The following is a 24,342-nucleotide window of genomic DNA, read 5'->3' as shown; positions in this document are numbered from 1 at the left end:
CGAGGCAACCTACCGCCGCCCCCGGCCGGCTGCCGCGCCACGAGGCTTGCGCGTCGGCGCCCGAGGGTCCGAGACCGGAGCAGACATGACCACTGGCACCACCGACACCACCGGTACGACCGACATCACCGGCACGACCGACAAGACCGGCACCAGCAGTGGTACCGACCGCTCGTTCCTCTTCGTCCTGGGCAGCTCCCGCCCCGAGGGCAACACCGAGATCCTGGCCCGGACCGCGGCCGCGCAGTTGCCCGCCGGTGTCCCGCAGAGATGGGTGGACCTGTCCCGGCTGCCGCTGCCCGACTTCCAGGACGGACGGCACGAGACCGAGGGCTGGCCGGCCGGGGAGAACGAGGAGGAGCTTCGCCAGGCGACGCTGGCGGCCACCGACATCGTGATCGCCTCGCCCCTGTACTGGTACACCCTCTCGGCGCACACCAAGCGTTACCTCGACTACTGGTCGGGCTGGCTGGCGGTGCCCGGGTTGGACTTCAAGGAGCGGATGGCGGGGCGGACTCTGTGGGGCGTGACCGTCATGGCGCACAGCGAGGAGGTCGTCGCCGGCGGTCTGGAGATCACTCTCAGCCACACGGCGGCGTACTTGCGGATGCGTTTCGGCGGGTTGCTGCTCGGCAACGGTTCGCGTCCCGGGCAGGTACGGGACGACGAGCGGGCTCTGATCCGGGCCAAGACCTTCTTCAGCCGCGAGGCCCCGCTCGCCCTGTTCCCGTACGAGGAGGAGGCCGGCGCCCGGTAGCCGGCGATCACCGCCCCCGAACAATGTCGTCCAACGGCTACACAGCGTGGCCGCCCAGGTGGGGACCTTCCCGCGGCGGGCGCGACACCCCGGCACGTCGCACCATGGGCACAGGGCCCGGGAGCGGCCGCCGTCGCGGCGCCCTGCGCTCCGGATGAGAGGGCGTGAAGCGGGTAGCCGTACGGGCGAGACCGCACCGGTGAGACCAGATCGGCGGACCCCACCGGCGAGACCGTACCGGCGGCGGAGGAGGACCCCTGCTGTGGAACTCACCGACTGGCTTCTGACCTCCGGCGAACGCGGCAATCCCGCGACCCGTCTCGACTCCCGCCGCCCCGACGGAGCGGCCTGGGCGGACGGCAACCAGGTGCGGCCCCTGATCCACGGTGCGACGTACTTCCGGGAACTCCTCGCCGCGGTGCGCTCCCAGCGCGCCGGTGACCTGCTCCTGTTCACCGACTGGCGCGGTGACCCCGACCAGCGCCTGGACGGTCACGGAACGGAGATCGGCACGGTCCTCTGCCAGGCGGCGCGGCGCGGTGTGATCGTCAAGGGGCTGGTCTGGCGTTCCCATCTGGACCGCTTCCAGTTCAGCGAGACCGAGAACCGCCACCTCGGCGAGGAGATCGAATCCGCGGGCGGCGAGTGCCTGCTCGACATGCGGGTGCGCCCCGGCGGCTCCCATCATCAGAAGCTCGTCGTGCTCCGGCATCCCGACCGCCCCGAGCTCGACATCGCGTACGTCGGCGGCACCGACCTGTGTCACAACCGCAACGACGACGCCGCCCATCACGGTGACCCGCAGTCACAGCACATCTCCGCCGCCTACGGACCGCGCCCTCCGTGGCACGACATCCAGCTGGCCCTGCGCGGGCCGGTCGTGGGCGACATCGAGGCGTGCTTCCGTGAGCGCTGGGACGACCCGTCCCCGCTCAGCCGCAGCCCGGTCACCCGCCTGCGGGAGCGGGCACACCGGGAGGACACCGACGCCGACCCGCTGCCGCCCCAGCTGCCAGACCCCCGGCCCCGGGGGACGCAAACGGTCCAAGTGCTGCGCACCTACCCGAACCGTCTGCTGCGTGGCTACGACTTCGCGCCGGACGGCGAGCGCAGCATCGCGCGCGGATACCTCAAGGCACTGCGGCGGGCCCGTGCCCTCATCTACCTGGAGGACCAGTACCTGTGGTCTCCGCACGTCGTGAAGTTCTTCGCCGAGGCGCTGTCCGCGAACCCCGGCCTCCGCCTCGTCGCGGTCATCCCCTCCGCCCCCGAACAGGACGGCAGGATCACGCTGCCGATGAACCTGGTCGGCCGGATCTCGGCCCTGGAGAAGCTGCGGCGCGGGGGCGAGGGCCGGGTAGCGGTGTACGGGCTGGAGAACCACGCCGGGACACCCGTGTACGTACACGCCAAGGTGTGCGTGATCGACGACGTCTGGGCCTCGGTGGGCTCGGACAACATCAACCTCCGCTCCTGGACCCACGATTCGGAACTCGACTGCGTGGTCCTGGACGAGAGAGCCGATCCCCGTGAGCCGCGTGATCCAGGGGGCCTCGGGGACGGTGCGCGCCGCTTCGCGAGGAACCTGCGGCTGGAGCTCTCGCGGGAGCACCTCGACCGGGAGGCACCCGACCGGGAGGAACCTGACGCGCCCGACGCGGCGGACGCGCTCTGTGACCCGGTGGGCGCGTTCGACGCCTTCGCGGCGAGTGCCGCCGCCCTGGACTCCTGGTACGACGGCGGCCGCAAGGGGCCCCGGCCTCCGGGCCGTCTTCGTACGTACCGCCCGCCGGACCTCTCGCAACCGGCGAGGGCGCTCTCCATGCCGCTGTACCGCCTTCTCGTCGACCCCGACGGCCGTCCCTTCACCCTTCGCCGCCGCAACACGTACTGAGAACCGGGTGGGCAGCACGGGGAGACGCGGCTGAGCGAGAGCCGGGATATCCACCGGAATTGGCATGACTGAGACGGGCCGTTGTGGGAACTCAATTAGATTTGGGCACAGCGACTACTGTCGAACGGGCTGGGCAGACGCCCAGCATGAACGGGGACGAAGAACTTGCCGTCAAGGCTTCGGGGGCCGAACGAGCCGACGGGGACGAGGTCGTGGAGGGCGTGGCGCGCGCCGTTTCCAGCGCGGTGGATTCGGTGCGCCGGCAGTTGGCCAGAGTGCACGCGGGGCTGCCGCCCGTCGACGACGAGCAGGGCCTCCACGCGGACACCGACCTGACCGCCGCCGGCCACAGCGGCGACCCGCTCGGTGACGACACGGGGAACAACACCCTAGGCTTCGTCACCAAGACGAGCCCAGGAGGCACCACCACAATGATTTTTCTCCGCGAAGTGCGCGACGAAGACCTGCCCGCCTTCTGGAGGCACGTCTCCGACCCGGCGGCGCGCCATGTGGCCGCCGTGACGCGGCAGTATCACTACGACCGGGGCCACTTCGACGCCCACTGGGCGAGGATACGTTCGAACCCTGAGGTCCTGATGCGCACCGTGGTCGCCGACGACGAGGTGGTCGGCCACGCGGCGGTGTACGGTCCGCCGGACGAGCGCGAGGTCACGTACTGGATCGACCGAGCGCACTGGGGGCGCGGAATCGCCACGGCGGCGCTCGTGGCGCTGATCGATCTCGACGGTACCCGGCCGCTGCACGCCCACGTGGTGGCCGACAACGTGGGCTCGATCCGCGTGCTGGAGAAGTGCGGCTTCGTCATCACCGAGCACGGCAGGGGCTTCGCCCAGGAGCGCGGCGGGGAGATCGACGAAGTACTCCTGACCCTGAAGTGAAGGCCGAAGGCCGTCTCCGTTTCCCCCTGAGCCCTGGGCCGATGGTCGCCGGTGCGGTGCTACCCGGCCAGCCCCTTCCGCCACTCCACTTCGGCGGCGGTCACCGGGGCCTGAATGCTGTACACGTCGCCGACCCGTAGTTTGTCCGGTGTCGTGTACTCGCCGTAGGTGCCGATGACGGAGACGGCCACCTGGGAATCGGGTTGCCAGAACGTCCGGTAGTACGGTGCGTTCCCCGGTATCTCTGGAATCTCCGGCAGGGGGACGCCGCGCCGGTGCAGCAGGCGCCGGAGTTTCTCGAACCGGACCCTGGGGGTGAACCGCCCGTACCGGGCCCGGAGCGCCTCGTTGACGAGCGAGCCGCCCCGGGGGGCGAGCCGGTGCACTTGCAAGGTGAAGTGGTGGCCCGACCAGGAGTGGTCGGCGCGAGCACGGTGCCAGAAGAACTCGGCCAGGCCGTAGTCACGGAACATGCTCTGGTCGTCGAAGCTGTTCTGCGAGAAGTCCGGACCGAGGACCTCGGTGACGCGGCCGGGAGAATCCGTGGGGCGTACGCCCAGCACGGTGCCGGTGGTGACGACGTCCATGTAGAACGCCAGAGAGTGCGGGGTCAACCTGCTGATCCTTGTGTGGTGTGCGTCCGACGGGACTCGGGCTGGTTCACCGGGCAACGTTCCGGCTTGCTCATGATCCGCCATGACGCGCCATCGCCGCCCTGGGCTCGTCGTCGGCGCAACCACCACATGGGCGCGGAGGGTGCTCACCCTTCTGCTCCGCTGAGGTGGCCGTATCGAAGGCCGGGTGTTCGGCTGACCAGAGTCCGCATCGGATCGGCACCCATTGGGAGGCAATCAATGTTCAGACAAATCGTGCGCGCGACCACGGCCGCGGCCCTGGCGGCGACCGCGGTGCTCTTCCTGTCGAACGTGGCAACGGCTCAGGCCCGCACCGCGGAAGCCGGGCAGTACGCACAGTTCGCCGCTCCCGCCCCCGAGGACGAGGACGGCCTGGACTTCGGTGGAATTCTGGAGGGGATCATCGGCGGCATCGGGGACATCGGCGGCTGAGATGTCGATGTTGTCCGTCCGGGCCGTGCACCGAAGCCCGTGCGGAGAGTCTCCTTCAAGAAGCCGCGGGCCCCACGGGTCCGTGGCTTCCTTGTCACCTGCCCGGCGCACCACGGGGTGTCACACCACCGGGTGTGCGGACGCCGGAGCCTGACTCCGCCGTCCGCCGTCCGCTGTCCGCCCTCCACCGTCCGCCGTCCCGCCCGGCTTGGTTGGCCGCACCGGACCGTTGCCGCCTGGGACCGGTCGCGTCACCGGGGGGTCAGTACACAGAACTCCTGGCCGTCGGGATCGGCCATCACCACCCGCCCGACGTCACCCCGGCCGGTGTCGACCCGAGTCGCCCCGAGGGAGACGAGACGGTCGATCTCCGCCCGCAGATCACCGTGGACGGGCGGAGCGAGGTCGAAACGCAGCCGGTTCCTCCCGGTCCTCGACATCAGTGGCGGGCCACCCCACGTGATCTTGGGGCCGCCGTGCGGGGAGCGGATCGCGGTCTCCTGGTCCTGGTCCCAGACCAGGGGCCAGCCCAGGGCTCGGCTCCAGAAGTATCCGACGTCCTGCGAACCGTCGCACGCGAGCGCTCCGACGAAGCCGCAGTCGGCGAGGAAGTTGTTGCCCGGCTCGATGACGCAGAACTCGTTGCCCTCAGGGTCGGCGAGCACCACGTGCCCCTCCTCCGGGCGTTGGCCGATGTCGATGTGCCGGGCGCCGAGTCCGAGCGCCCTCGCCACCACCTGCTGCTGGTCGTCGAGGGATGTGCTCGTCAGATCGAAGTGCATCTGGTTCTGGCCTGTCTTCTGCTCCTGGGATGGAAGGAATCGGATCCGGAACCCCGTGTCGTCGCTCGGCAGGAGAGCGATGCCGTCGTCGGGATCGTCGGCCGTCTCCCAGCCCAGGACGCCGGCCCAGAAGCGCGCGAGACGGAGCGGGTCGTGCGCGTCGAAGCAAAGCGCGTGGAGGAGGGAGGTCATTTTTCGGCGTGTCCGATCTGCTGACTCGCTGCCCCAGGGGCGGGTCACGCAGAGCAGTCCACCAGCGAGAGGTTGCATCAGGGTCGGGCTGAAGCCTGCCCGGGCGGGCTCCACCCGGTCAACTCAATTACGACCGCGCTCAACCACTGACGTCACGACAACCTGACGTCACGACAGCCCACTGCCGTCACGACAACCCTGCTCAGTTACAGGCTCGTGAGGAGGTCGTGGAGCGGGGCCGGTGTCTGTTCCGGGGCGAGGGCGTCGACGAGGAGGCGGCCGTAGCGGATCTTGCGGCCCTTCTTCGTACCGAAGAAGCGGCGCAACTGCTGCTGCCGGGGCCGGTCGTGTTGTGCCGGCTGGCACAGGAACGTCTGCCAGGCACGGAAGTCGCCCTCGGCGCGGACGATCTCCTCGACCCTTGCCGTGCCCAGCGCGCGGATGAGTTCGTCCTCCAGGTCCGCCACGCATACGAAGAATCCCCCGAGCGGCACCCGAGCCCGCTTCAAACCGCGGTCGTAAAAGCGCTGTTCGCCCTCGTCGCACAGTCCCGCCAGGCGCAGGCCGAGGCCGGGCGGCCCGAGGAGCCCGGCGTAGCGGCCGATGCTCATCGCCCCACCCATTGACACGACACACACCCCTTCGGCGGCCAGGTCCCGGCTACCCCGTGCGGCCAGCGCCTCCACGGCGGCGAGGTCGCTCGGCCCTTCCAGCAACACCGCGGTCCGTACCCCCAGTCGTACAGCCAGATCACGGGCCGCCCCGCCGGGCCCGCCGGCCGCCCAGCCACACACCTCGTCCCGGAACGCCCGCATGTCCGCCATGGAGCGAGTGTGCACCTCCACCGACGACACGGCACGGGATTATTCGAGGGCCACGACGGCCACGCACGAAATGACCGGCACCCTGCCACATGACCGGCGCCCTGCCACGGGCGACGGCGGCAACCACCGCTGTACGGCAGCGGGGTGTGGCAGCGCGTGTGGCGGAGGAGTGTGGCAGAGGTGTGCCGCGGGCGCGGAGTGCTTCGCGAGGGGCGTTGTCAGTGGTCGCCAGTAGGTTCAGTGGTGTCCCGCCGGTGTGGCGCGGAATCCCCTTTTGCTGCATAGGAGATGTGCGTTGTCTGACTGGGAGAGGTCGAGTACGGCACGGGTGACAGCACCCGCACGGCCGCGCAAGCTCGCCAAGGTCCCGTTCGTCGAGTTGGCCGACGGGCGCCTTCAAGGAGTGGTGTCCAGCGGCTCGGACATCGAGCGCGTCTACGTCTCGTCGGTCGCGGCCGGCACCTACGCCTTCGCTTGCAGCACCAATAACAACCGGCCCTGCGGCGGTGCGCGCGGTTCGTTCTGCAACCACATCCGCGCCCTGATCAACGAGGCGGTTTTGCAGTACGGCGCCGTTCGTGTCGCCCGTTACCTGAGGATCGAGACCCCGGACGGAGAGCCCACCGCGCAGACCCTCGCCGCCGGCATGAGCGAGACACGTCCGCCGCAGGGGGACGCCAAGGCCGCCGCGCCGGTCTTCAGCAGGTTCCTGCGTCACCTCGCGTACCTCGAACTCGCCCCGAACACCGCACCGTTGCCGGAGATGCAGTGGTTCCCGCCGACACGGGCGGTGGCGTGATGCGCACCGACCTGCTCACCGACCCCGTCGAAGGACTCGACGAAGCCCTGACGGCCGTCGACGCCTTCGACGGGGCCCTTGTCACCGGTCTGCTGCGCCCCCACCCCGCCCAGGCCGCCGGCCTGACAGAGCTCACCCACGCCGTCGCGGGGACGCCACTGGCCGCGAGGGTCGCCGAGGCGGCCGAGAAAGCGTCGGGCGGGGCCGCGAGCGAAGACGACTTCGTCGCCCTCGCCGCAGCCCGCATCGCACTGCTCGGTTCCGTACACGACGCACTGATGGTCCGCGTCGACGAGGCGACCGGTCGGCCCCGAAGCGACGAGACGGCGCCCGTGTCCCGGGGCCTGCAGTCGGTCAACCTGTGTGCTGCCGCCCGCTCATGGCTGTCCGACCTGGCGCGCTGCGGGTGGCAGGGCATCGACCACGACGTGGTGGGCGGGTCGGCGGGCATCGTCTCCGCGATGCTTCCGGACCCGGCCCTGCGCCGCCTGGCGACGCTCCTCGACGGCTTCGCAGCCGAACTCGCCGCATCATGCCCGGGCGCCACTCTGGCCCGCGTCCCGGTCCGCCGCTGGGCCGATGTGTGGTCGCGCGCGATGCTGCTGACGCTTCCCGGCGCCGCCCAAGTGCCTCCGACCAGTACGGCCACCGGCCGCCTTCTGCCCCTCGGCGTCGACGTGCAGGAGCACGCCACCGCCGTACAGGCACAGGTGCACGCGGTGTTCGAGCCCGCTTACGGCACCGCGCCCCGCCTGGTGCGCGCCGGGGTCTCGGTGCCGAAGCCCGACACGGTCGTCGGCGCCGGTCTCTGGCAACTGCTCCGCCCGCACATGTCGCTCCTGGCCGCCGTCGGCGAAGGCCGCTCGATGGAACTCACAGACATGCCCGTCACCGCCGAGGGCGACCTCGTCTGGAGCGACGAGCACGCGCGCCCGGGGGGGCCGGCGGACGCCTTCGCCACGGCTCGCGTCGCCCTTCCCACGGCTACCGACGCGGCAGTCGCCCCCTTGGACCGGCACCCGGTGCGCATCGCCGTACCCGTGTTCCTGGAGGGCTACGCCGCCCGGACGGAGGAAAGCGGGCTGACGTTCACGTTCACCGCTGCCACCGAACCCCTCGCGGTCGACACCGACCGCGTTCCGGCCGCCGGACCGCTCACCCCCCAGGCCGTCGCGGCGTCCGGCGCGTGCATCGGTCTGCTCCGCTGGGACGCGGGCACGTTCAGCGTCCAGCCGCTGGCCGTCGAGACGACCGTACGGAAGAAGGCTGTCGCGATCCACGCCGGGGGATGGGCCGGGGGCACGACCGACAAGGCCGGGGTCAAGGCCGAGAAGGCCGCCACCGACGCCGTGGCCGTGCTGCGCGAGCGTGCCGGGAAGCTGCTGCGGAAATGACAGAGCACGCGACAGAAGAGTCGCCCCCGTACGCGTCCTCGCAAAATCCCGGAGCGGACGCCGACGACAACCGCCGGCAGGTCCTGTACTGGAGGCTCCTCGCCCGTCTCTTCGACAACGAGGAGCAGGCCACGCTGGAGTCGGCGAGCCTCGCTGTCGTCGAGGACATCGGACTGCCCTCCGCGCTGCTGGACCCGCAGGCATCCGTCGACTCGATCGTGCAACGCCATCCGGAACTGGCCACCGAGTTCGACGGCCTGATGACGCCTGACGTGGACCGCGCATCCGGCCCCGCCCCGGGCCGCACTGACGCCCACCCCGACGCCCACCGCGACGCCGACGCCGATCCCGACTCCGACGCTGCCCCCGACGCCGTCCCCGACCCCGCCGATGCCGGTGCCGGTGCGGACGACCGGGCCGCCGAAGTGCGGCGCGCGGCCCTGGTGTCGAAGGTGCTGCTCAACGTCTTCGCCCCCGCATCCGGCACGGTCACCGCCGCGCAGCTGGCGCGCTGGCAGTCCGACGCAGGCTGGCTGGAGCGCGCGCTCGGCTGCAAGCCCGGCGCCCTGCGCGGCGGACGTGCCGGCGGGGGAAGCGCCGCGGGACCTGGCGTAAGCCCGGCCGGCAGCGGCGGCCGGGGCACGACGCCCGATCTCAGCCGGCTGATCCCGGCGATCGGCCCGGAACTCGGCGCCATCGAGGCCGGCCTCGTCGAGCGGATGCGCCTGCGTGAGGTGCTGGCCGACCCCGCGCTCGCCGCACAGCTCACCCCGAGCATGTCGCTCATCGAACAGCTGCTGCGGGACAAGAACAACCTCTCGGGTGTAGCCCTGGCCAACGCCAAGGCCCTGATCCGCCGATTCGTCGACGAGGTCGCCGAAGTGCTGCGTACCCAGGTGGAGAAGGCCACCGTGGGCGCCCTGGACCGTTCCGTGCCGCCCAAGCGGGTGTTCCGCAACCTCGACCTCGACCGCACGATCTGGAAGAACCTCACCAACTGGAGCCCGGACGAGGAGCGGCTGTACGTCGACCGCCTCTACTACCGGCACACCGCCCGCAAGACGACACCCCAGCGGCTCATCGTCGTCGTGGACCAGTCGGGCTCGATGGTCGACTCGATGGTGAACTGCACCATCCTGGCGTCGATCTTCGCCGGGCTGCCGAAGGTGGACGTCCACCTGATCGCGTACGACACGCAGGCACTCGACCTCACACCCTGGGTGCACGACCCCTTCGAGACCCTGCTGCGTACCAAGCTCGGCGGCGGGACCGACGGCACGGTCGCCATGGCTCTGGCGCAGCCGAAGATCGCCGAGCCCAGCAACACCGTCGTGGTGTGGATCTCGGACTTCTACGAATGGTGGACCGAGCCGCTGTTCGAGAGCATGGCCGCCATTCACCGCTCGGGCGCCAAGTTCATTCCGGTCGGCTCCGTTACGAGCTCCGGGCGCGGCAGCGTCAACCCGTGGTTCCGGGAGCGCTTCAAGGACCTCGGCACACCGGTGCTCTCCGGCCACATCCGCAAGCTCGTCCACGAACTCAAGACGTTCCTCGCTTAGAAAGGCACCCTGTTATGTCCGACATGCTGCGCGCCCCCGCCGAGATCAAGTACGCCGAGGAGCTGGACTGGCTGGAGTCCGTCGACGACAGCCCCAAGCCCTTCTCCTGGCGCCTGTCCCCGAAAATGGTCCGTCTGTTCATCCTGGGCTCCGAGCGCTCCGACGGCCTGGACCGGGAGATCTCGCAGAAGTGGTACGGGGACCCCAGCTTCGTCGAGCGCTCCGTCGTGACGCTGGCCTCCGACCGCGGCCTGCTGCTCATCGGCGACCCGGGCACCGGCAAGAGCTGGCTGGCCGAGCTGCTGTCCGCGGCGATCTGCCGCAACTCCACGCTGGTCGTGCAGGGCACGGCGGGCACCACCGAGGACCACATCAAGTACTCCTGGAACGTGTCCATGGTGATCGCCAAGGGCCAGTCGCGGGAGTCGATGATCCCCTCGCCGATCATGACGGCGATGGAGAGCGGTGGAATCGGCCGTATTGAGGAACTCACCCGCTCCACCAGCGACGTTCAGGACGCGCTGATCTCCATCCTGTCCGAGAAGTACATCTCGGTTCCGGAACTGGACAGCGACAACATCGTTTTCGCCAAGCCCGGCTTCTCGGTCATCGCCACGGCCAACAGCCGCGACCGGGGCGTCAACGACCTGTCCTCGGCGCTCAAGCGCCGCTTCAACTTCGTCCGCATCCCGGTGGTCACGAACAAGAAGAGCGAGGTGGAGATCGTCCGCTTCCGCACCGAGGAACTGCTCCGCCGCCACCAGCTCGAACTGGACGTGCCGCCCACACTGCTCGACGTGCTGCTCCAGAGCTTCGCCGACCTGCGGGCCTCGGCGGCCGCGGCCGGCAGCGACGACGAGAAGTTGGAGTCCGCGCTGTCCACCGCCGAACAGATCGGCGTACTCGAGGACGCGATCCTGCACAGCAACTTCTTCGGCGAGCGCGCCCTGACCGCCCGTACGCTGGCATCCTCGCTCGTCGGGTCACTGGCCCGGCGCGAGCCCGAAGACCTCGCCATCCTCAACAAGTACCTGCACGGTGTCGTCGAGCCGCGCAGCAAGGAAGAGGGCGGGTCCTGGCCGGAGTTCCTCGAGGGCGGCCGCGACGCGATCGCCACCCTGTCATGAGCGGCACCCTCGCGAGCACCCCCGAGAGCACCTTCGGGGAACTGCGTGCGCAGTTGCAGGAGGCCGCCGCGACCTTCGCCGACGGGCCCGACGCCTTGGAGGGCATCCTCCTCGGCATGGTCGACGACGTCGACCGCGCGGTGCGCGAGCCACTGGAGATCTTCCCCGTCTGCCACCACTCGCCCGCCTCGGCGCTCGCCGTGGCACGCCGTCTGCGGGAGAAGCAGCCCAAGGTCGTGTACCTGGAGCTGTGCGAGGACATGGCGCCGCTGCTGAGCGAACTGCGCAACTGCAAGCTCCCCGTGGCGGTTCAGGCGTTCGCGACCGACGTCGACGGCTTCCCGGCCGAGTGGTCCCCGCTGTCGGTGGTCGCTCCGATCACCGAGGCGTCGGCCGAGTACCAGGCCATTGCGTACGCACTCGACACACCGGGCGTCGAACTGGTCCTCGTCGACCGCTCCTCGGACCACGTGTTCCAGTGGGACGCGCGCGGAACGCACGGTGCCGGGTCAGGTGCGGAGCAAGGCACGCCGGACGCACCTCCCCCCGAGGAAGAGGCCACGCTGCACGGCGACGCCGTCGGCGTGGAGATCGGTGACCTGCGGCCGCGCTTCGCCGAACTGGAGGAGCACCTGCTGCGCCACGGCAGGGTGCGGCACTGGTCGGAGTGGTGGCACCAGTACGTCGAACTGCCACTCGGCGACAGCGACCACGACACCTACCGTCAGGTCATGCTGCTGATAGGCAGCCTCTTCCGGCGCCTCGCACCCGGCGACACCCATCGGGTCCGGGTGGACGAGGACCGCGAGCGCTACATGTGGACCAGGATGCGTGAGCACCTGGCCGCGTCCGGCACGGACCCAGCGGACTGCCTCTACGTCTGCGGCGCCTTCCACGCGGCCAGCCGTGTGGCGGAGTTCGGCGTACACGGCACGGACACCTTCGACATCGGTCCGCGCAGTGCCACCAAGTGGCTGCACGGCCTGATTCCGTCCAGTCATGCGGCGATCGAGGCCCAGTTCGGCCTCGCCGCCGGCTCGGTGTCGATCGCCGCGACCGTCTGGGCGAAGAACGTCAGGCGCACCCGCGTGGAGCCGTACCGGCTGGCGGGACAGGCGGGCGCGAAGAGATCGAGGGCCCGGAAGACCCCGGCCCCGGCGGTCGCGGCGGCCGCGGTGCCACCCTCGGACAAGCTGACTGGCTTCCTGCGACAGCCACCGGCCCTGGACCGGCTGGACGAGGCCGAGTTGCTCGGCTGGTCGGTGGAGATCGTGCGCGCCGCGCGCCGCAACGGTTACCTCGCCTCCACCGCCGACGCCATCGCGGTGTTCGAGACGTCGATCCTGCTGGCCGGGATGCGCGACCGGGCCAAGCCCACGCCGTACGACTTCCAGGACGCGGCCGTCACCTGCATCGAGAAGGACACGGTGCCGGGCCGGCGCGATGTGCGCCGCCTCGTCGAGATCATGATGGGCAGCGACCGGGTCGGCCAGGTCGGCTACGAGGCCCTGCCGCCCCTGGCCCGCGACGTCCACGACCGGCTCGCGCCCCTGAATCTGAAGCTCCAGCAGCGCGGCGTGCAGAGGGCCCGGCTCGACATCGCCTCCCAGCCGGAACTGGAACGCTGCTCCGACGTGCTGTGGATGCTGCGCTACCTGATGCCGCACGGCAGCGCGCGGCCGATCATGGGCGAGCGGAAGCTGGGGGAGCGGCCGATCCAGGAATCCTGGGACCTGGCACTGGGCACCCACCAGCGTGCGCTCATCGAGCTCGGCTATGAGGGTGTCAGCATCGAGCAGGTACTGGAACAGCGCCTGCGCCGCACCGCGTACGCGCCGCACGCCACGGCCGCGACCGTCCTGGCAGCGGTCGAGGACGCGACGCTGTACCTGCGCAGCGCCCGGCTCGCAGACGAACTGGGCGTACGCGCCCTGGAGGTACTGTCGGCCGAGCGCAGTGTCGACGGCGCACCGGAGGTGCTGCGCCGGGTGCGGCGGCTGCTGGCCTACTACCGCACCAGCGAGCCGGTGCTGCCGCAGTGGATCGAGTCCTTCGTCAAGACCGGGTACGCGCACTACTGCACCCTCCTGCCGACCGCGTTCACCGACGAAGACGCCACTGCCCGCCAGGTGGCGGCGATGCTGGGCTTCCTGTTCAGCATGGAGAATCTGGCGCTGTCGCTGGGGTGCGACCGGACCCAACTGGAGCTGGCGGTCGCCCAGTCGCACCCGGACGACCCGTCGCGGACGGCGCTGCTGTGGGCGGCTCAGGTGCAGCTCGGGCGCCTCTCGCGGGCGGACCTCCGGGCAAAGTGCGACGAACTGCTGGCCAACCCCTTGGTGGTGCCCGCCTACCCGCGCTACCTCAGCGGCTTCGTACAGGCCCTGGAGCCGGTCCCCGGCCTCACCGACTTCGTCGTGGAGGCCGTGTCGAACGCGTTCGGCCGGCTGCCGGACCCCGTGCTGCTGCCCTGGCTGCCGACCCTGATCACGACCTTGCGATCGGGTGGCGGCGAGCTGGCTCCGCTGCTGATCCGTGAGGCCGGACGGATCTTCCCCGGCCGGCTGGCAGCGCTGGACGAGTGGGTGCCGCCGTGGCGGGCACAGCTGGAACCGGCAGCCGCGCACCCGGCGCGGCGCGCGGCCGGCGGCCACGACTGCACGTTGCTGGCCGCACACCCCGCGACGTGCGACGCGATGGCAAGCCTGCTGGGCTGCGACTCCACGTGGGAGACCGCGATTCCCGGCCCGCGCGGCGCGGCTCTGGCCGGGCGCCACCCGCAAACGGCTCTGGCGCTGGAGGCGCTGCTGGCCGGCGCGTGACAGACATCCGCAGGTCACCGGCGGTTACCACGGGAGGAAGGCGTGGACCGTCTTGCCGCCGGCGTCCGGGACGGTGATGGTCTGGTCCGCGAGTGCGTTGATGAGGTGCCAGCCCAGGCCGCCGCGACCGTTGAGGTTGGCGGGGCGTGGGCTGGGCACCGCGGGGCTGGTGTCGGCCACAGCGATGTGAAGCGTTCCCGTCGTCATGGCCCGCAGGCTGAGAGTGAAGGGACCGGGTGCGAAAGTGAACGCGTTCGAGGCCAACTCGGTGACTACCAGCAGTGCGTCGTCGTGTGCGTCCGGTGTACGGGGCGGATGCACACGAGCAAGTCGGTAGAGATAGGCACACACTTTGTCCCGGGCGTCGGACACGTCGCTCAGCGCCCCGTTGAACTTCCAGGTTTGTTCGACGCCAAAGGCGGTCGGCAAGCCAGTTTCTGGATCATGCCGGTCAGCAGTCACTTCTTGCTCCTTCGTTCCATCGAAAAGACTGGAGCCTTAGCGACTTCCCGGGCTTCTGCCCGCTATGCCTCATCTCGCACCGGCACGGTAGGCCTGACCCGATACGCCGTAAGTAATCGTGGTGACGCGTGACGGGTGCGAACCGAAACGGCGGAGGAGGCGTGCAGGCGGCCCTGACCGGCCGATTCGTACGGACAGCCGCACCGATCGGTAGGTGCGTGATCTGATCGGGGCATGATCACCGAGCACTGCGCGACGCGCAACCACATCGACCTGTGGAACAGACGGGTGCTGCCGGACGGCTCGGTGCCCTTGAGCTTCGGCACCGTGCTCCGGGGTTCTCTTCCGCCGATCGGGGTATGGCTGGGTGTTGCGGCCTTCCTCTGCTTCGCCCTCCACCCGCTGGCAGCCGTGCTCGAAGGAGGACTTTTCCTGGCCTTCCTTGTGCTGGGTTACGTACGCCGAAGGAGGTCCGAGCACTCCATGCGATGCAGCTGGTACGGCGCGGTGGGCGGGGTGCTGGACAAGTCGATGGCCGGGTTCTGAGCAGTGGCGTGACGGGCAGGCCGGGGAGGCGCCCGATGCCCGGATGCAAGCGGCGTACCGGCGGTCCTCAGGCGCGCCCCCAGGTCATTCCTGGCCCCCGCCCCCTCGGGAGGCGCGCCGCCCCCGCGTCACCGCGAGGACGCTTCCGGCGAGCGCGATCACCGCGATGGCCAGGGCGATGCTGACCCCGCCCTCGGTGTCCCAGTACACGTCTTCGAGGCTGATGAGCAGCGCCGCCTCGTCCAGTACGAGGGCCAGACCCACCCCGTAGGCGAGCCCCATCCAGGCGCGCGCCCGCGCCGAGCGTTCGACCAGCCCCGCCGCACCCACAGCCGCCAGCAGCAGGATTCCCCACACGTAGTGGTGGATGTGGACACCACCGGCCTGTATGTCGCCCACCCCCGCCACATCGATGTGGATGAGCCAGGTGAGCAGGCGCATCCCGCCGAAGGTGAGCGCGAACCCCCACCAGGCCAGCACGAACCCGCGCCGCTCCGAGGAGATGCCGGGCAGGAGCCGCAGCCTGGGCGACGGGCGGTCGGTGCGCGGACGGTCGGTACGCCCGGACTGCGAACGGTCGGACGTCTTCGACGGCTTCATACGCGCCTTCCTGCTGTGAATTCCCTGATCAGCGCGGCCACGGCGTCCGGCGCGCTGTAGTGGGCCGCGTGCGCGGCACCCCGGACCTCGGCCGCGCGTCCGTCACCGAGGACGCGCGCCACGCGCCTGGTCCAGGCGTCGGAGGCGATGGTGTCACCCGCCCCCCGCACGACGAGTGTGGGCGCGTGGACCTGTGCCAGGTGCCACTCGAATGCCTCGGCGGCGTCCCGCAGGGCGTGACGGAAGGACGCGGCGAAGCGGAAAGGGCCGGTCACCAGGTAATCGGCCGCGGCTACCGCGATGAGGGAGAGCGGCTCCCTGGGTGCGTCCGCCAGGAGCCGGCCGAACTGGCGCAAGCCGGACGCCCGTGGGTCGAGTGCCGGTCCGACCAGCACCATCCGGTGCACCAGGCGTGGATGGCGGGCGGCGAAGGCCGCGACAACCTGACAGCCGACGGAGTTGGCCACCAGCAAAGTCGGTGCCAGGGCGAGCCGCTGGTGCCAACGGGTCAGGGCACCGGCGAGTTCCCCGATGTCGGGTGTGCGGCGGACGGCGGCCCGCGACCGCGCGTTGCCCGGCAGGTCCGGTACGAGCACCGTTGCCCCGCTCACCGCCAGCCGACGTGCGAGCGGTACGAAATACCGCCCCGAGAGCCCCAGGCCGTGCACCAGCACCACGGTCGGGGCGCCTTCGCGCGGCGGAGGACCGAACCTGCGGGTGAAGAGCCCGGCGTGTGTTGTCTGTTCCATCCGTCAACCATCGCCCCTCAGGGGTACGGGATCGGGGAAGCGCCGTGCCGAAGAGGGGCGCGTGCCGGGGGCGTCGGAGGCATCGCGCTCGGCACCCACTTGTCGCTGCCCGTACGGCAGTGCGACGAGTCGCGGCCTCCTGCATGGTCCGAAGCCGGTCCGGCGATGGGCGGGGAACGCCCTGGGGTACGGCCGGGCCGACGAGAAGACGTCCCGTCGGGAGACTCGCCGAACGGCCCGGCGCTGCCGTCACGAGCGGGCGGCGTCAGTCGTACGTCAGCGGGACGTCAGCGGAACGGCAGGGCGTGCACCGAAGCTGTGAGCAGACCAGATGCCGGTACATGGCATCGACCGCATCGACCGCATCACACGGGGAGCCCCACATGCGTACTTTCATCAGCCGCCCTGCCGTACTCGCCACGACCGCCGTAGCCGCGCTCAGCCTGACGCTCACCGCCTGCGGTGACGACGGGGCCAAGGACAAGGCGGCCACCGGGTCGGCCTCGGTCTCGAAGTCCCTCGGCGAGGGTGCCGGGAAGAAGGACACGGCCGCCGGCGGCGAGTCGGGCGCAGGCACCTCCGGTTCGGGCACCTCCGGTTCGGGTACGTCCGGTTCGGGTACGTCGGGCTCCGTCACCTCTGGCACGGGTACCACGGGCACGGGCACCTCCGGCTCCACGGGTTCCGCCACGCAGGCCGGAGCCAACAAGAAGCCCGCGGCCAACGCGCCGGCCTGCGGTGTCAACGACGTCAGGATCTCGGCGGCCAAGCAGGGCGGCGTGCCCACCACGCACATCACGCTGACCGCGACCAACGTCTCGGGCCACGCCTGCACGCTGCTCCAGTACCCGCTGATCGCGTTCGGCGACGTACCGCAGACGGCGAAGGACGTCCCGGCCGTTGCCAAGAGCAAGCCCGGCGCCCCCATCGTGCTGAACGCAGGCGCCCCCGCCTACGCGGCCGTACGCATCAACCAGGGCGGCGTCGACGAGACGAACCACGCGGTGACCTCCTTCTACGTGAACCTCTTCGCCGCCGACGGCCCCGCCGAGGGCAGCAAGAACGTCACCGCGCCCAACGGCGGCATCGCGGTCAACGACGCGGTTGCGAAGACCGGTTACTGGACGTACGAGCTGCGCAACGGTGCCGACGACTTCTGAGCCGGCCTGGCACCGACCCGTACGTGGCTCCGCTGCGGTGCGCCCAGCCCCGGGCCGCACCGTTCACCCCCGGCGGGCCCACGACACGGGAAAGCCAACCGCACGCAAATCCGGTCCTGAGGGCCCGGACCCCACAGGGTCCGGGCCCTCCGGGCGTCCGCCGCCGCGTCGTTGCACCGGGACGGGGTGTCGCTCACACCGATGTGACCCGATCACGTGCCCTGCGGGGCATGACTTGCGGGGAGGGGCTCGGCTGAATCCCCCGGTATGTGCGTTGTAATGAACTCGTAATGCCCACACGGGTCTTTGGCATGCTCAGTACCCGTACGCTTCGTAAGCCCTCGCCCCAACAGCAACAACGCGAGGCGACACACTCATCACTTACCTGTCCCCGTGGGGTGGCTCAGCCAGAACGGGCGGCAGGAAGCACAGCAAGCAAGTGGGGAATTTGATGTCCACCGACGTCCGCACGTCCGCGCCCGCCGGCGCTCCTTCCAGCCCGGTCGGCACCTGGCTGCTCACCCTGGTGACCCTCGGTATCTACTGGCTGGTCTGGTACTACAAGGTCAACAAGCAGGTCAAGGCGATCGACCCGACCATTGAGGTCAAGCCCGGCATGGCGGTTGTCGCCGTCACCTTCGGCTCGCTGCTGATCGTCCCGCCCTTCGTCTCCATCGTGAAGACGGGCTCCCGCATCGCCCAGGCCCAGCGCGCCGCCGGTGTCACCTCCGACTGCTCCGGCGGTGTCGGCCTGCTGCTCGCCTTCGTACTCGGCCTGACCCCGCTCTACTACCAGAGCAAGCTCAACACGGTCTGGGCCGACCGCGCCTGATCCACCGCCGCACACGCGGCATCGGCACACCGGAGGGGGCCGGGAGAGCGAAGCGCTCTCCCGGCCCCCTCCGGCTTCGGACGATGATGCGTCCAGGCGTACCAAGTACTCTTGCGGCGTACCCTTGCGGGGTGACGATGCACAAGACACTCGGTATGAATGTCGAAGCGATGATCGAAGACCTCCGGACGCTCGTCGAAATCGAGTCTCCGTCGCGCGATGTCAACGCCTTGACGGCATCCGCCAAAGCCGTCGCCGCTGTCATCGAGGGCCGCCTCGGCGGACAGGCCCTCATCGTCGAGAGCGAAGCCGGGCCGCACGTCCACTGGTCGGCCGGTGGCGAGCCCAAAGTGCTGATCCTCGGTCACCACGACACGGTGTTTCCGCTCGGCACCCTCGCACGCCGCCCGTTCAAGGTCGAAGACGGGCGCGCGACCGGCCCCGGAGTGTTCGACATGCTGGGCGGTTTGGTGCAGGCCGTTCACGGCGTGGCGGCGCTCGACGACCGGTCGGGCGTCGAAATCCTGGTCACCGCCGACGAAGAGGTCGGCTCCCGCTCCTCCCGGGCCCTCCTCGAAGAACGAGCCATTGCCTGCGGCGCTGTACTCGTGCTCGAGGGCGCCGCTGAGGGCGGAGCCCTGAAGACCGGCCGTAAAGGATGCGGTACGTTCCGCGTCACCATCACCGGCCGGGCGTCACACGCAGGTCTTGAACCCGCGGCCGGGGTCAACGCCCTGGTCGAAGCGTCATACCAAGTACTGGACATCGCGGCGCTTGGCCGGCCCGACGTCGGCACGACGGTTACCCCGACCGTCGCGTCCGCGGGAACACTGGACAACGTCGTTCCCGCGGAGGCATCCGTAAGCGTCGACGTCCGGGTCGAGTCGGCGGACGAGAAGGAACGCATCGAAACAGCGTTCGCTGCCCTGACTCCGCATCTCGACGAGGCGAGGATCGCGGTGCGGGGAGCCATCCGGCGCCCCCCGATGCCCGAGTCGGCCTCGGCCGAGCTCTTCGCGGTGGCCGAGCGGCTGCTTCCCGGTATCGAAGGCAAGGCTGTCGGCGGTGGAAGCGACGGCAACTTCACGGCCGCACTAGGGGTGCCGACACTCGACGGCCTCGGCGCAGTCGGCGGCGGTGCCCACGCCGACCACGAGTACCTGCTGGTCGACGCCATGGCCGAGCGGGCGAACCTTGTCGCTGGACTGGTGCGCACGATCCAGAACGCGTAGGGGGCTCCGGCCCTTTCATGGGCAGGGGCGGAAGTGAACCGACTCACCGACTCAGACTCACCGACTCACTGACGCCCCCGGCCGGTCGGTGGTCTGCCGGGCCGCCCCGTAGCGTGCCAGGTAGTGCCACACCTTCTTGACTGCCTGGGGGTCATGACGGCCGGCACGTGCGGCATCTCCGACGATGCGAGGGTCGAGTACGCCGTCGACGGCGATCTCCGCGCCCAGTTCGACGTACTCCTCACCCCGGTAACCCGGATGCATGCGCAGTTCCTCGACTGCGAGTCGCAGGCCGGGGTGCCACTCCACAGGGCAGCCAAGACGCAGGGCCGCGGCCTCGACAGCCGTGCCTCGGTAACAGGGGTCCAGAACCAGTGCCTCCGCGTGGCGGTTCAGCCGGACCGGGCCGTGCACTTGGGCCTCTATGTAGTCGTCGAGGTCGTCCTGCCGATCCGCGCGAGCGAGCTCGATGAGCCGCATGCTGTCCGCGACACCGAAGTCCGAGGGTTCGAAAAAACTGTCCGGATAGCAGAACGTGGCCCGCGTCAGCGTCTCGCCGGTCAGCCGGAAGTGTGCGGAGCCGAACCGCGGCGCCCCGCCCAGCGGCTTGCGGCGGAAGTTCAACGCGCCGTATACGGGACGCTCATGAACAGACGCTTCGTCGTAGATCCCCTTGAAGATCCGGCTCTCCCAGCGCCAACGGTCACCGCCCGGATATGCGGTCAGTCCACCGTTGCTGGTGCCCGTGACGAACTGCGAGCAATAGACACCGTCCTCGGCCAGGGCATCCAGGATCGGCTTGCCGCGAAGCAAACGGTCCGGGTGGAAGTTGAGTGTCACCCGCAGGGCCCGGTCCATGGGAGGGCCCGACGCCAGTGTCGCGACATGGCGAAGGGCTCGTTCCTGCGGTGTCCGGGAGGCTGCGGCGCTCATCCGTACAGTGTCGCCCGTGCGGGCGAATCCACTGCGTGGACCCGCAGACCGCGCTGTGCGACGGCGGCGCTCAGAGGTGCACGGGGCACGGTAGTTCGCGCGGTGACCGCAGGAGGTCCGGATCGCCGCTCCACGCGCCGGGCTGCCACTGTCCCGGACGTTTCCGGTGTCCGCTTGAATGGCCGTATGACTGTCCATGACGTTGCCCGAGCTCTTCCCGGTATCCCGGCTGTCCGGGACCTCTGCCGGTCGATGGCCATGCTGGAGGCAGTACTGAACCCGGACGGTGCGCGGTACCACTCGTTCAGCGCGACGTGGTCCGAGACAGAAGAGATCGCCTCCATGCGCAACGGCTCCGGGGACGAGTTCGACATCGTCTTCTCCCCGGCCGGGGCGTATGTCCGCGGCTTCGACCACGAGTCACCGATGAGTCCCTACGACAACGAAGAGCCGTGGCCGGGTGTGGTCGACTCCGTACCGGAGGTGTTCCGCGCGTACGTGCTCGAACCGGCCTTCGCGGACGGGGACATGCCCAGAGTGACCGCCTGCATGTGGCGCGAAGCGGGCGGAGACCAGTGGCAGGCAGGAGAGATCGACTTCCCGGTGGGCTCCGCGGATCCGGACGGTGCCGACTGGCTCTTCCAGTTGCTGACCGAGCCGGCGCCTGAGGCATTCCAGAGTTTCGCCGACGCGTACTACGGGACCGCGGTCGACCTCGAAGCGGTGCGCCATGTCTATGCTTTCCGCCCACTGGACCGACGTACCGTCCGCGCACTGAACGCCACGGTGCCTCTGGCCACGGTCGCGGCAACAGCAGCCGCCATCGGCTATCCGGTCGTCTCCGAAGGAGAAGCGAAGCTGCCGGCGCCGACAGCACCCTCGGTCGGGCCGTCGTCGACCCCGTCGTGAGCCACACCGGGCCCGCCGGCCTGCCGGTGCCTCTCTGCCGGCGCGCGCCCGCCGACCTCGAGAGAGCACTCGCCTGGTAAGCCCGCGGAACGCCGACGGTGGCTCGTTCTTCTCGACGCGTACGTGCGCGTACGGCTCGTCGGGTCCCTGCGCCGGGCGTGTCGTCACTGTCTGCCTCGTCGGCTGCCCCCACATCTTGCCGCATCTATCGAAAAACGATAGATTTCTATCGCTGGTCGATCTAGGGAGAGATGATGGGAAAGCTGACAGTGCTTGCGCTGCGCGCCGTGCTCGTGGTGCTGCTCGCCGGCTCGGTGTTCGTGCAGGCGGTGATGGTGCCGCTGCTGGCCGTCGACTTGAACGGGCTCGACCCGGACTTCGCGTACCTGCGCACGCCGCTTCTTGTGATCATCGTCCTGGGTATCGTGACGGTGCAGGTCGTTCTCGTCTGCGTGTGGCGGCTGGTGACGATGGTGCGACGCGGAACCGTGTTCTCCCCCGCGGCCTTCCGGTACGTGCACGTCGTGATCGGCGCGATGGTGGCGGCAGCGCTCGTGGTGTTCGCCCTCGCGGTCGTCCTGGCGCCGGGCGAAGCGGTCGCCCCGGGCATTGTCCTCCTGATCTGCGGGGTCGTTGTGGCCATCCTGGGCGTCGCGCTCATCGTGCTCGTACTGCGCATGCTGCTCGCACAAGCGGTCGCGCGGGACGTCGAAGCGGCGCAGATGCAGGCCGAGCTGGACGAGGTGATCTGATGCCGATCTGCGTCGACATCGACGTGATGCTGGCCAGGCGGAAGATGTCCGTGGGCGAGCTCGCGGACCGCGTCGGGATCACCCCCGCCAACCTGGCGGTGCTCAAGAACGGCCGCGCCAAGGCGGTGCGCTTCGCGACGCTCGCCGCACTCTGCGAGGCACTCGAGTGCCAGCCGGGAGACCTGCTGCGCTGGGAAGCCGGGGACCCCGCGGAGGGGTGATTCCGGCGGAGGGAATGTGGTGGCCGGTGGTCCTGTCAGCGCCCCACCTTGCCGAGCGGCCGGCCGTACGTACCGACATCGAGCGCCTGCGTGAGCCGGGCTGTCCGGCGGATGCCACCCGCGGTTCGGCCGGCGGCTACCGGCCGGCAGGCCGCTCTCCTGACCCACGATGCGGACGACCGCCGAGCGTTGCCCGCCGCCGCATCGGACGCACAGCGGGCGTTGTCAGTGGCGTGGTGCAGCATGGGGGAGTCAGAGCTTCTCAGGTAGGCGCAAGTGGGCGGGGATCATCATGTCGGTCAGCAACGAACAGGTCGCAACGCACAAGTTTCTGCGCGTGCTTTACGCGGACGCCTCTTTTCCGGATCACCTCCTGGACAAGGGCAAGGAGATCCTGCTGAGGCTGAGCGAGCGCATCGAGGCCGAGCGGCCGGCGGATTTGGCTGCCCTCTACGTGCTCACGCACAGGGCGACGGTGGAATTCAACGCTCTGGAGGCGGAGTTCGAGGCGGCGGGGAGCGGGTTCGAGACCGTGGCACGGGAGGAGATAGCCGAGGGCTTCTGGTTCGTGGCATCGGCGTACGGGTTCGCGGAGGCAGACGTGGAGAAGCTGATCGCCCCTCGCGACTGGTGACCGACGCCGCGAAGAGCGTACGGTCCTGACTGCCGGGCCTCTGCTGTGGTCAATGACAGGTCCGGCCGCCGCCCTGTGGCGGCTGCCGGGGCTGCCCGCCGATGTACGCGCGCCGCGCTCACTGGTTCCCGCGCCCGGCCGTCGCAGGCCGTCGCATGTTCTCGCACCGACTCCGACTCCTGTGCCGGGCACCGCACTTCCTCCGGGGCTCCAGGCGTCAGCCGGGGGCACTGCGGGAGGTGTTCACGTCGCGTTAGCGGGACGGAGGGATGCCGTAGTGGCCGGTGAACGCCTGGCGGAGGGATTCGGCGGAGCCGAAGCCGCATCGGGCGCCGATGCCCGCCATGGGCAACCGGGTCGAGACCAGGAGGTGGGCGGCTGCCTCGACACGAGCCCGGCGCACGTACTGGCCTGCCGTCAGGCCGAGGTGTTGCACGAAGAGCCGGGACAAGTGGCGCCGGGTCACGCCCGCGCGGGCCGCCAGGGCGCTCGTGCTGAGATCGCCGTCCGGATGGCCGGCGATGTGGTCGACGAGCTGCCGGACCAGGTCGTCGCGGGGTGGTGGGGCGGCGGTGAACAGACTCATCTGAGCCTGGTTGCCGGGGCGTTGGAGGTAGATGACCAGATCCCGGGCGACCTGCCGGGCGAGTTCGGCGCCGTGGTCCTCCTCGATGAAGGCGAGGGTGAGGTCGAGGGCGCTCGTGATGCCCGCCGCCGTGGAGACGTTGCCGTCGCGGATGTAGATGGGGCGGGAGTCCACGGTGACGGCCGGGTGGCGGGCGGCGAGCCGGGACGCGAACCGCCAGTGCGTCGTGGCCCGGCGGCTGTCGAGCAGGCCGGCGGCGGCGAGGACGGCGGCTCCGGTGCAGACGGAGGCCACCCGGCGGCTTTCGCCGGCCAGCCTGCGTACGTGCGCGACCATTCGGGGATCGTCGGCGGCCTGCTCGAAGCTCACGCCGCCCGACACGATGAGCGTGTCCAGCGGGCCGACGAGGCGTTCGAGGGTCTGCTGGCTGTGCAGCGTGAGGCCGGAGCCGCACACGATCGGCCCGCCGCCCGGAGCGGCCAGCAGCACCCGGTAGGGGCGGGTGGGGTTGCCGAGACGGTTCGCCATGGCCAGGGTGGTCGTTACGCAGGCGATGTCCAGTAACTCTGCGCTGTCGTAGCCGACAACTGCCATCAGCCGATCCCTCATG

General features: G+C 70.0%; 25 protein-coding genes. 17 read left to right on the top strand and 8 right to left on the bottom strand.

Going from position 1 to position 24,342, the window contains the following annotated elements:
• Positions 1-85: 85 nt before the first annotated feature.
• The 3 genes from AS594_RS03465 to AS594_RS03455 all read left to right on the top strand — a co-directional run bounded on the left by AS594_RS03465 (position 86) and on the right by AS594_RS03455 (position 3,550).
• Positions 86-757, top strand: a complete 672-nt coding sequence (locus tag AS594_RS03465; RefSeq protein WP_079148304.1) for a flavodoxin family protein — start codon at positions 86-88, stop codon at positions 755-757.
• A 262-nt stretch (positions 758-1,019) separates the two neighbouring features.
• Positions 1,020-2,651, top strand: coding sequence for a phospholipase D family protein (locus AS594_RS03460; RefSeq protein WP_069934941.1), 1,632 nt, complete (start codon positions 1,020-1,022; stop codon positions 2,649-2,651).
• Positions 2,652-3,082: 431 nt separating this feature from the next.
• Entirely contained in the window at positions 3,083-3,550 is a 468-nt protein-coding gene (locus AS594_RS03455; RefSeq protein ID WP_069930245.1) for a GNAT family N-acetyltransferase, read from the top strand.
• 59 nt (positions 3,551-3,609) lie between these two features.
• Here the strand turns inward: AS594_RS03455 and AS594_RS03450 are convergent, their stop codons facing one another.
• Entirely contained in the window at positions 3,610-4,164 is a 555-nt protein-coding gene (locus AS594_RS03450) for a hypothetical protein (RefSeq protein ID WP_069925593.1), read from the bottom strand.
• A 240-nt stretch (positions 4,165-4,404) separates the two neighbouring features.
• On the opposite strand from AS594_RS03450, the gene AS594_RS03445 reads away from it, so the two are divergent.
• The gene (locus AS594_RS03445) at positions 4,405-4,617 is read left to right on the top strand and encodes a hypothetical protein (protein WP_069925592.1); all 213 of its coding nucleotides are present in this window, start codon (positions 4,405-4,407) and stop codon (positions 4,615-4,617) included.
• A 251-nt stretch (positions 4,618-4,868) separates the two neighbouring features.
• Here the strand turns inward: AS594_RS03445 and AS594_RS03440 are convergent, their stop codons facing one another.
• Together AS594_RS03440 and AS594_RS03435 are read right to left on the bottom strand one after the other, a co-directional pair.
• A complete protein-coding gene (locus tag AS594_RS03440; RefSeq protein WP_069925591.1) occupies positions 4,869-5,591 on the bottom strand; it encodes a VOC family protein in 723 nt (240 codons plus the stop codon).
• A gap of 206 nt (positions 5,592-5,797) precedes the next feature.
• Positions 5,798-6,415, bottom strand: coding sequence for a TOPRIM nucleotidyl transferase/hydrolase domain-containing protein (locus tag AS594_RS03435; protein WP_069930244.1), 618 nt, complete (start codon positions 6,413-6,415; stop codon positions 5,798-5,800).
• A gap of 328 nt (positions 6,416-6,743) precedes the next feature.
• On the opposite strand from AS594_RS03435, the gene AS594_RS03430 reads away from it, so the two are divergent.
• The 5 genes from AS594_RS03430 to AS594_RS03410 are packed head-to-tail and all read left to right on the top strand — an operon-like array spanning position 6,744 to position 14,116.
• Positions 6,744-7,214: a hypothetical protein gene (locus AS594_RS03430; RefSeq protein WP_069925590.1), complete on the top strand. Its 471-nt coding sequence runs from the start codon at positions 6,744-6,746 to the stop codon at positions 7,212-7,214.
• Positions 7,184-8,608 carry a hypothetical protein gene (locus AS594_RS03425; RefSeq protein WP_069925589.1) on the top strand — a complete coding sequence of 475 codons (1,425 nt, stop codon included), beginning with the start codon at positions 7,184-7,186 and terminating at the stop codon, positions 8,606-8,608. Before AS594_RS03430 ends, AS594_RS03425 begins: the two co-directional genes overlap by 31 nt.
• On the top strand, positions 8,605-10,167 hold the full coding sequence (locus AS594_RS03420) for a VWA domain-containing protein (RefSeq protein ID WP_069925588.1): 1,563 nt from the start codon (positions 8,605-8,607) through the stop codon (positions 10,165-10,167). The genes AS594_RS03425 and AS594_RS03420 overlap by 4 nt, the downstream gene beginning before the upstream one ends.
• Before the next feature lie 14 nt (positions 10,168-10,181).
• Positions 10,182-11,294, top strand: a complete 1,113-nt coding sequence (locus AS594_RS03415) for an ATP-binding protein (protein WP_069925587.1) — start codon at positions 10,182-10,184, stop codon at positions 11,292-11,294.
• Positions 11,291-14,116: a DUF5682 family protein gene (locus tag AS594_RS03410; RefSeq protein ID WP_069934940.1), complete on the top strand. Its 2,826-nt coding sequence runs from the start codon at positions 11,291-11,293 to the stop codon at positions 14,114-14,116. The genes AS594_RS03415 and AS594_RS03410 overlap by 4 nt, the downstream gene beginning before the upstream one ends.
• A 24-nt stretch (positions 14,117-14,140) precedes the next feature.
• On the opposite strand, the gene AS594_RS03405 is transcribed toward AS594_RS03410, so the two are convergent.
• Entirely contained in the window at positions 14,141-14,545 is a 405-nt protein-coding gene (locus tag AS594_RS03405; protein ID WP_069925585.1) for an ATP-binding protein, read from the bottom strand.
• A 267-nt stretch (positions 14,546-14,812) separates the two neighbouring features.
• Between AS594_RS03405 and AS594_RS03400 the strand changes: the two genes are divergently transcribed.
• The gene (locus tag AS594_RS03400; protein WP_069925584.1) at positions 14,813-15,124 is read left to right on the top strand and encodes a hypothetical protein; all 312 of its coding nucleotides are present in this window, start codon (positions 14,813-14,815) and stop codon (positions 15,122-15,124) included.
• Positions 15,125-15,208: 84 nt separating this feature from the next.
• Here AS594_RS03400 and AS594_RS03395 read toward each other — a convergent pair whose 3' ends face one another.
• Together AS594_RS03395 and AS594_RS03390 are read right to left on the bottom strand one after the other, a co-directional pair.
• Positions 15,209-15,724: a hypothetical protein gene (locus AS594_RS03395; protein WP_069925583.1), complete on the bottom strand. Its 516-nt coding sequence runs from the start codon at positions 15,722-15,724 to the stop codon at positions 15,209-15,211.
• The gene (locus AS594_RS03390; RefSeq protein WP_069925582.1) at positions 15,721-16,473 is read right to left on the bottom strand and encodes an alpha/beta fold hydrolase; all 753 of its coding nucleotides are present in this window, start codon (positions 16,471-16,473) and stop codon (positions 15,721-15,723) included. The genes AS594_RS03395 and AS594_RS03390 overlap by 4 nt, the downstream gene beginning before the upstream one ends.
• A 383-nt stretch (positions 16,474-16,856) precedes the next feature.
• On the opposite strand from AS594_RS03390, the gene AS594_RS03385 reads away from it, so the two are divergent.
• The 3 genes from AS594_RS03385 to AS594_RS03375 all read left to right on the top strand — a co-directional run bounded on the left by AS594_RS03385 (position 16,857) and on the right by AS594_RS03375 (position 19,697).
• Positions 16,857-17,633 carry a DUF4232 domain-containing protein gene (locus AS594_RS03385; protein ID WP_069925581.1) on the top strand — a complete coding sequence of 259 codons (777 nt, stop codon included), beginning with the start codon at positions 16,857-16,859 and terminating at the stop codon, positions 17,631-17,633.
• 451 nt (positions 17,634-18,084) lie between these two features.
• Positions 18,085-18,465: a DUF4234 domain-containing protein gene (locus AS594_RS03380; protein WP_069925580.1), complete on the top strand. Its 381-nt coding sequence runs from the start codon at positions 18,085-18,087 to the stop codon at positions 18,463-18,465.
• Between the two features lie 137 nt (positions 18,466-18,602).
• The gene (locus AS594_RS03375; protein WP_079148490.1) at positions 18,603-19,697 is read left to right on the top strand and encodes a M20 family metallopeptidase; all 1,095 of its coding nucleotides are present in this window, start codon (positions 18,603-18,605) and stop codon (positions 19,695-19,697) included.
• Positions 19,698-19,754: 57 nt separating this feature from the next.
• On the opposite strand, the gene AS594_RS03370 is transcribed toward AS594_RS03375, so the two are convergent.
• Positions 19,755-20,630, bottom strand: a complete 876-nt coding sequence (locus AS594_RS03370) for a DUF3626 domain-containing protein (RefSeq protein WP_069925578.1) — start codon at positions 20,628-20,630, stop codon at positions 19,755-19,757.
• Between the two features lie 186 nt (positions 20,631-20,816).
• Here AS594_RS03370 and AS594_RS03365 point away from each other — a divergent pair, with 186 nt between their 5' ends.
• The 4 genes from AS594_RS03365 to AS594_RS03350 all read left to right on the top strand — a co-directional run bounded on the left by AS594_RS03365 (position 20,817) and on the right by AS594_RS03350 (position 23,146).
• Complete coding sequence (locus AS594_RS03365) at positions 20,817-21,539, top strand: hypothetical protein (protein WP_240508921.1); 723 nt, start codon at positions 20,817-20,819, stop codon at positions 21,537-21,539.
• A 254-nt stretch (positions 21,540-21,793) separates the two neighbouring features.
• A complete protein-coding gene (locus AS594_RS03360; protein ID WP_069933993.1) occupies positions 21,794-22,291 on the top strand; it encodes a DUF2975 domain-containing protein in 498 nt (165 codons plus the stop codon).
• A complete protein-coding gene (locus AS594_RS03355; protein WP_069925576.1) occupies positions 22,291-22,512 on the top strand; it encodes a helix-turn-helix domain-containing protein in 222 nt (73 codons plus the stop codon). The genes AS594_RS03360 and AS594_RS03355 overlap by 1 nt, the downstream gene beginning before the upstream one ends.
• Before the next feature lie 292 nt (positions 22,513-22,804).
• Positions 22,805-23,146, top strand: a complete 342-nt coding sequence (locus AS594_RS03350) for a DUF5713 family protein (RefSeq protein WP_069925575.1) — start codon at positions 22,805-22,807, stop codon at positions 23,144-23,146.
• 253 nt (positions 23,147-23,399) lie between these two features.
• On the opposite strand, the gene AS594_RS03345 is transcribed toward AS594_RS03350, so the two are convergent.
• Positions 23,400-24,341, bottom strand: a complete 942-nt coding sequence (locus AS594_RS03345; protein ID WP_069925574.1) for a GlxA family transcriptional regulator — start codon at positions 24,339-24,341, stop codon at positions 23,400-23,402.
• Between the last annotated feature and the right edge of the window lies 1 nt (position 24,342).

Source organism: Streptomyces agglomeratus (assembly GCF_001746415.1).
GTDB lineage: Bacteria > Actinomycetota > Actinomycetes > Streptomycetales > Streptomycetaceae > Streptomyces > Streptomyces agglomeratus.
This window is presented reverse-complemented; position numbering and strand designations above follow the sequence as displayed.

Excerpts from the sequence above, each read along its gene's own strand:
- AS594_RS03465 (WP_079148304.1), top strand. The coding sequence starts at position 86 with ATGACCACTGGCACCACCGACACCACCGGTACGACCGACATCACCGGC.
- AS594_RS03455 (WP_069930245.1), top strand. The coding sequence starts at position 3,083 with ATGATTTTTCTCCGCGAAGTGCGCGACGAAGACCTGCCCGCCTTCTGG.
- AS594_RS03445 (WP_069925592.1), top strand. The coding sequence starts at position 4,405 with ATGTTCAGACAAATCGTGCGCGCGACCACGGCCGCGGCCCTGGCGGCG.
- AS594_RS03440 (WP_069925591.1), bottom strand. The coding sequence starts at position 5,591 with ATGACCTCCCTCCTCCACGCGCTTTGCTTCGACGCGCACGACCCGCTC.
- AS594_RS03435 (WP_069930244.1), bottom strand. The coding sequence starts at position 6,415 with ATGGCGGACATGCGGGCGTTCCGGGACGAGGTGTGTGGCTGGGCGGCC.
- AS594_RS03420 (WP_069925588.1), top strand. The coding sequence starts at position 8,605 with ATGACAGAGCACGCGACAGAAGAGTCGCCCCCGTACGCGTCCTCGCAA.
- AS594_RS03415 (WP_069925587.1), top strand. The coding sequence starts at position 10,182 with ATGTCCGACATGCTGCGCGCCCCCGCCGAGATCAAGTACGCCGAGGAG.
- AS594_RS03410 (WP_069934940.1), top strand. The coding sequence starts at position 11,291 with ATGAGCGGCACCCTCGCGAGCACCCCCGAGAGCACCTTCGGGGAACTG.
- AS594_RS03400 (WP_069925584.1), top strand. The coding sequence starts at position 14,813 with ATGATCACCGAGCACTGCGCGACGCGCAACCACATCGACCTGTGGAAC.
- AS594_RS03395 (WP_069925583.1), bottom strand. The coding sequence starts at position 15,724 with ATGAAGCCGTCGAAGACGTCCGACCGTTCGCAGTCCGGGCGTACCGAC.
- AS594_RS03390 (WP_069925582.1), bottom strand. The coding sequence starts at position 16,473 with ATGGAACAGACAACACACGCCGGGCTCTTCACCCGCAGGTTCGGTCCT.
- AS594_RS03385 (WP_069925581.1), top strand. The coding sequence starts at position 16,857 with ATGCGTACTTTCATCAGCCGCCCTGCCGTACTCGCCACGACCGCCGTA.
- AS594_RS03380 (WP_069925580.1), top strand. The coding sequence starts at position 18,085 with ATGTCCACCGACGTCCGCACGTCCGCGCCCGCCGGCGCTCCTTCCAGC.
- AS594_RS03375 (WP_079148490.1), top strand. The coding sequence starts at position 18,603 with ATGCACAAGACACTCGGTATGAATGTCGAAGCGATGATCGAAGACCTC.
- AS594_RS03370 (WP_069925578.1), bottom strand. The coding sequence starts at position 20,630 with ATGAGCGCCGCAGCCTCCCGGACACCGCAGGAACGAGCCCTTCGCCAT.
- AS594_RS03365 (WP_240508921.1), top strand. The coding sequence starts at position 20,817 with ATGACTGTCCATGACGTTGCCCGAGCTCTTCCCGGTATCCCGGCTGTC.
- AS594_RS03360 (WP_069933993.1), top strand. The coding sequence starts at position 21,794 with ATGGGAAAGCTGACAGTGCTTGCGCTGCGCGCCGTGCTCGTGGTGCTG.
- AS594_RS03355 (WP_069925576.1), top strand. The coding sequence starts at position 22,291 with ATGCCGATCTGCGTCGACATCGACGTGATGCTGGCCAGGCGGAAGATG.
- AS594_RS03350 (WP_069925575.1), top strand. The coding sequence starts at position 22,805 with ATGTCGGTCAGCAACGAACAGGTCGCAACGCACAAGTTTCTGCGCGTG.
- AS594_RS03345 (WP_069925574.1), bottom strand. The coding sequence starts at position 24,341 with ATGAGGGATCGGCTGATGGCAGTTGTCGGCTACGACAGCGCAGAGTTA.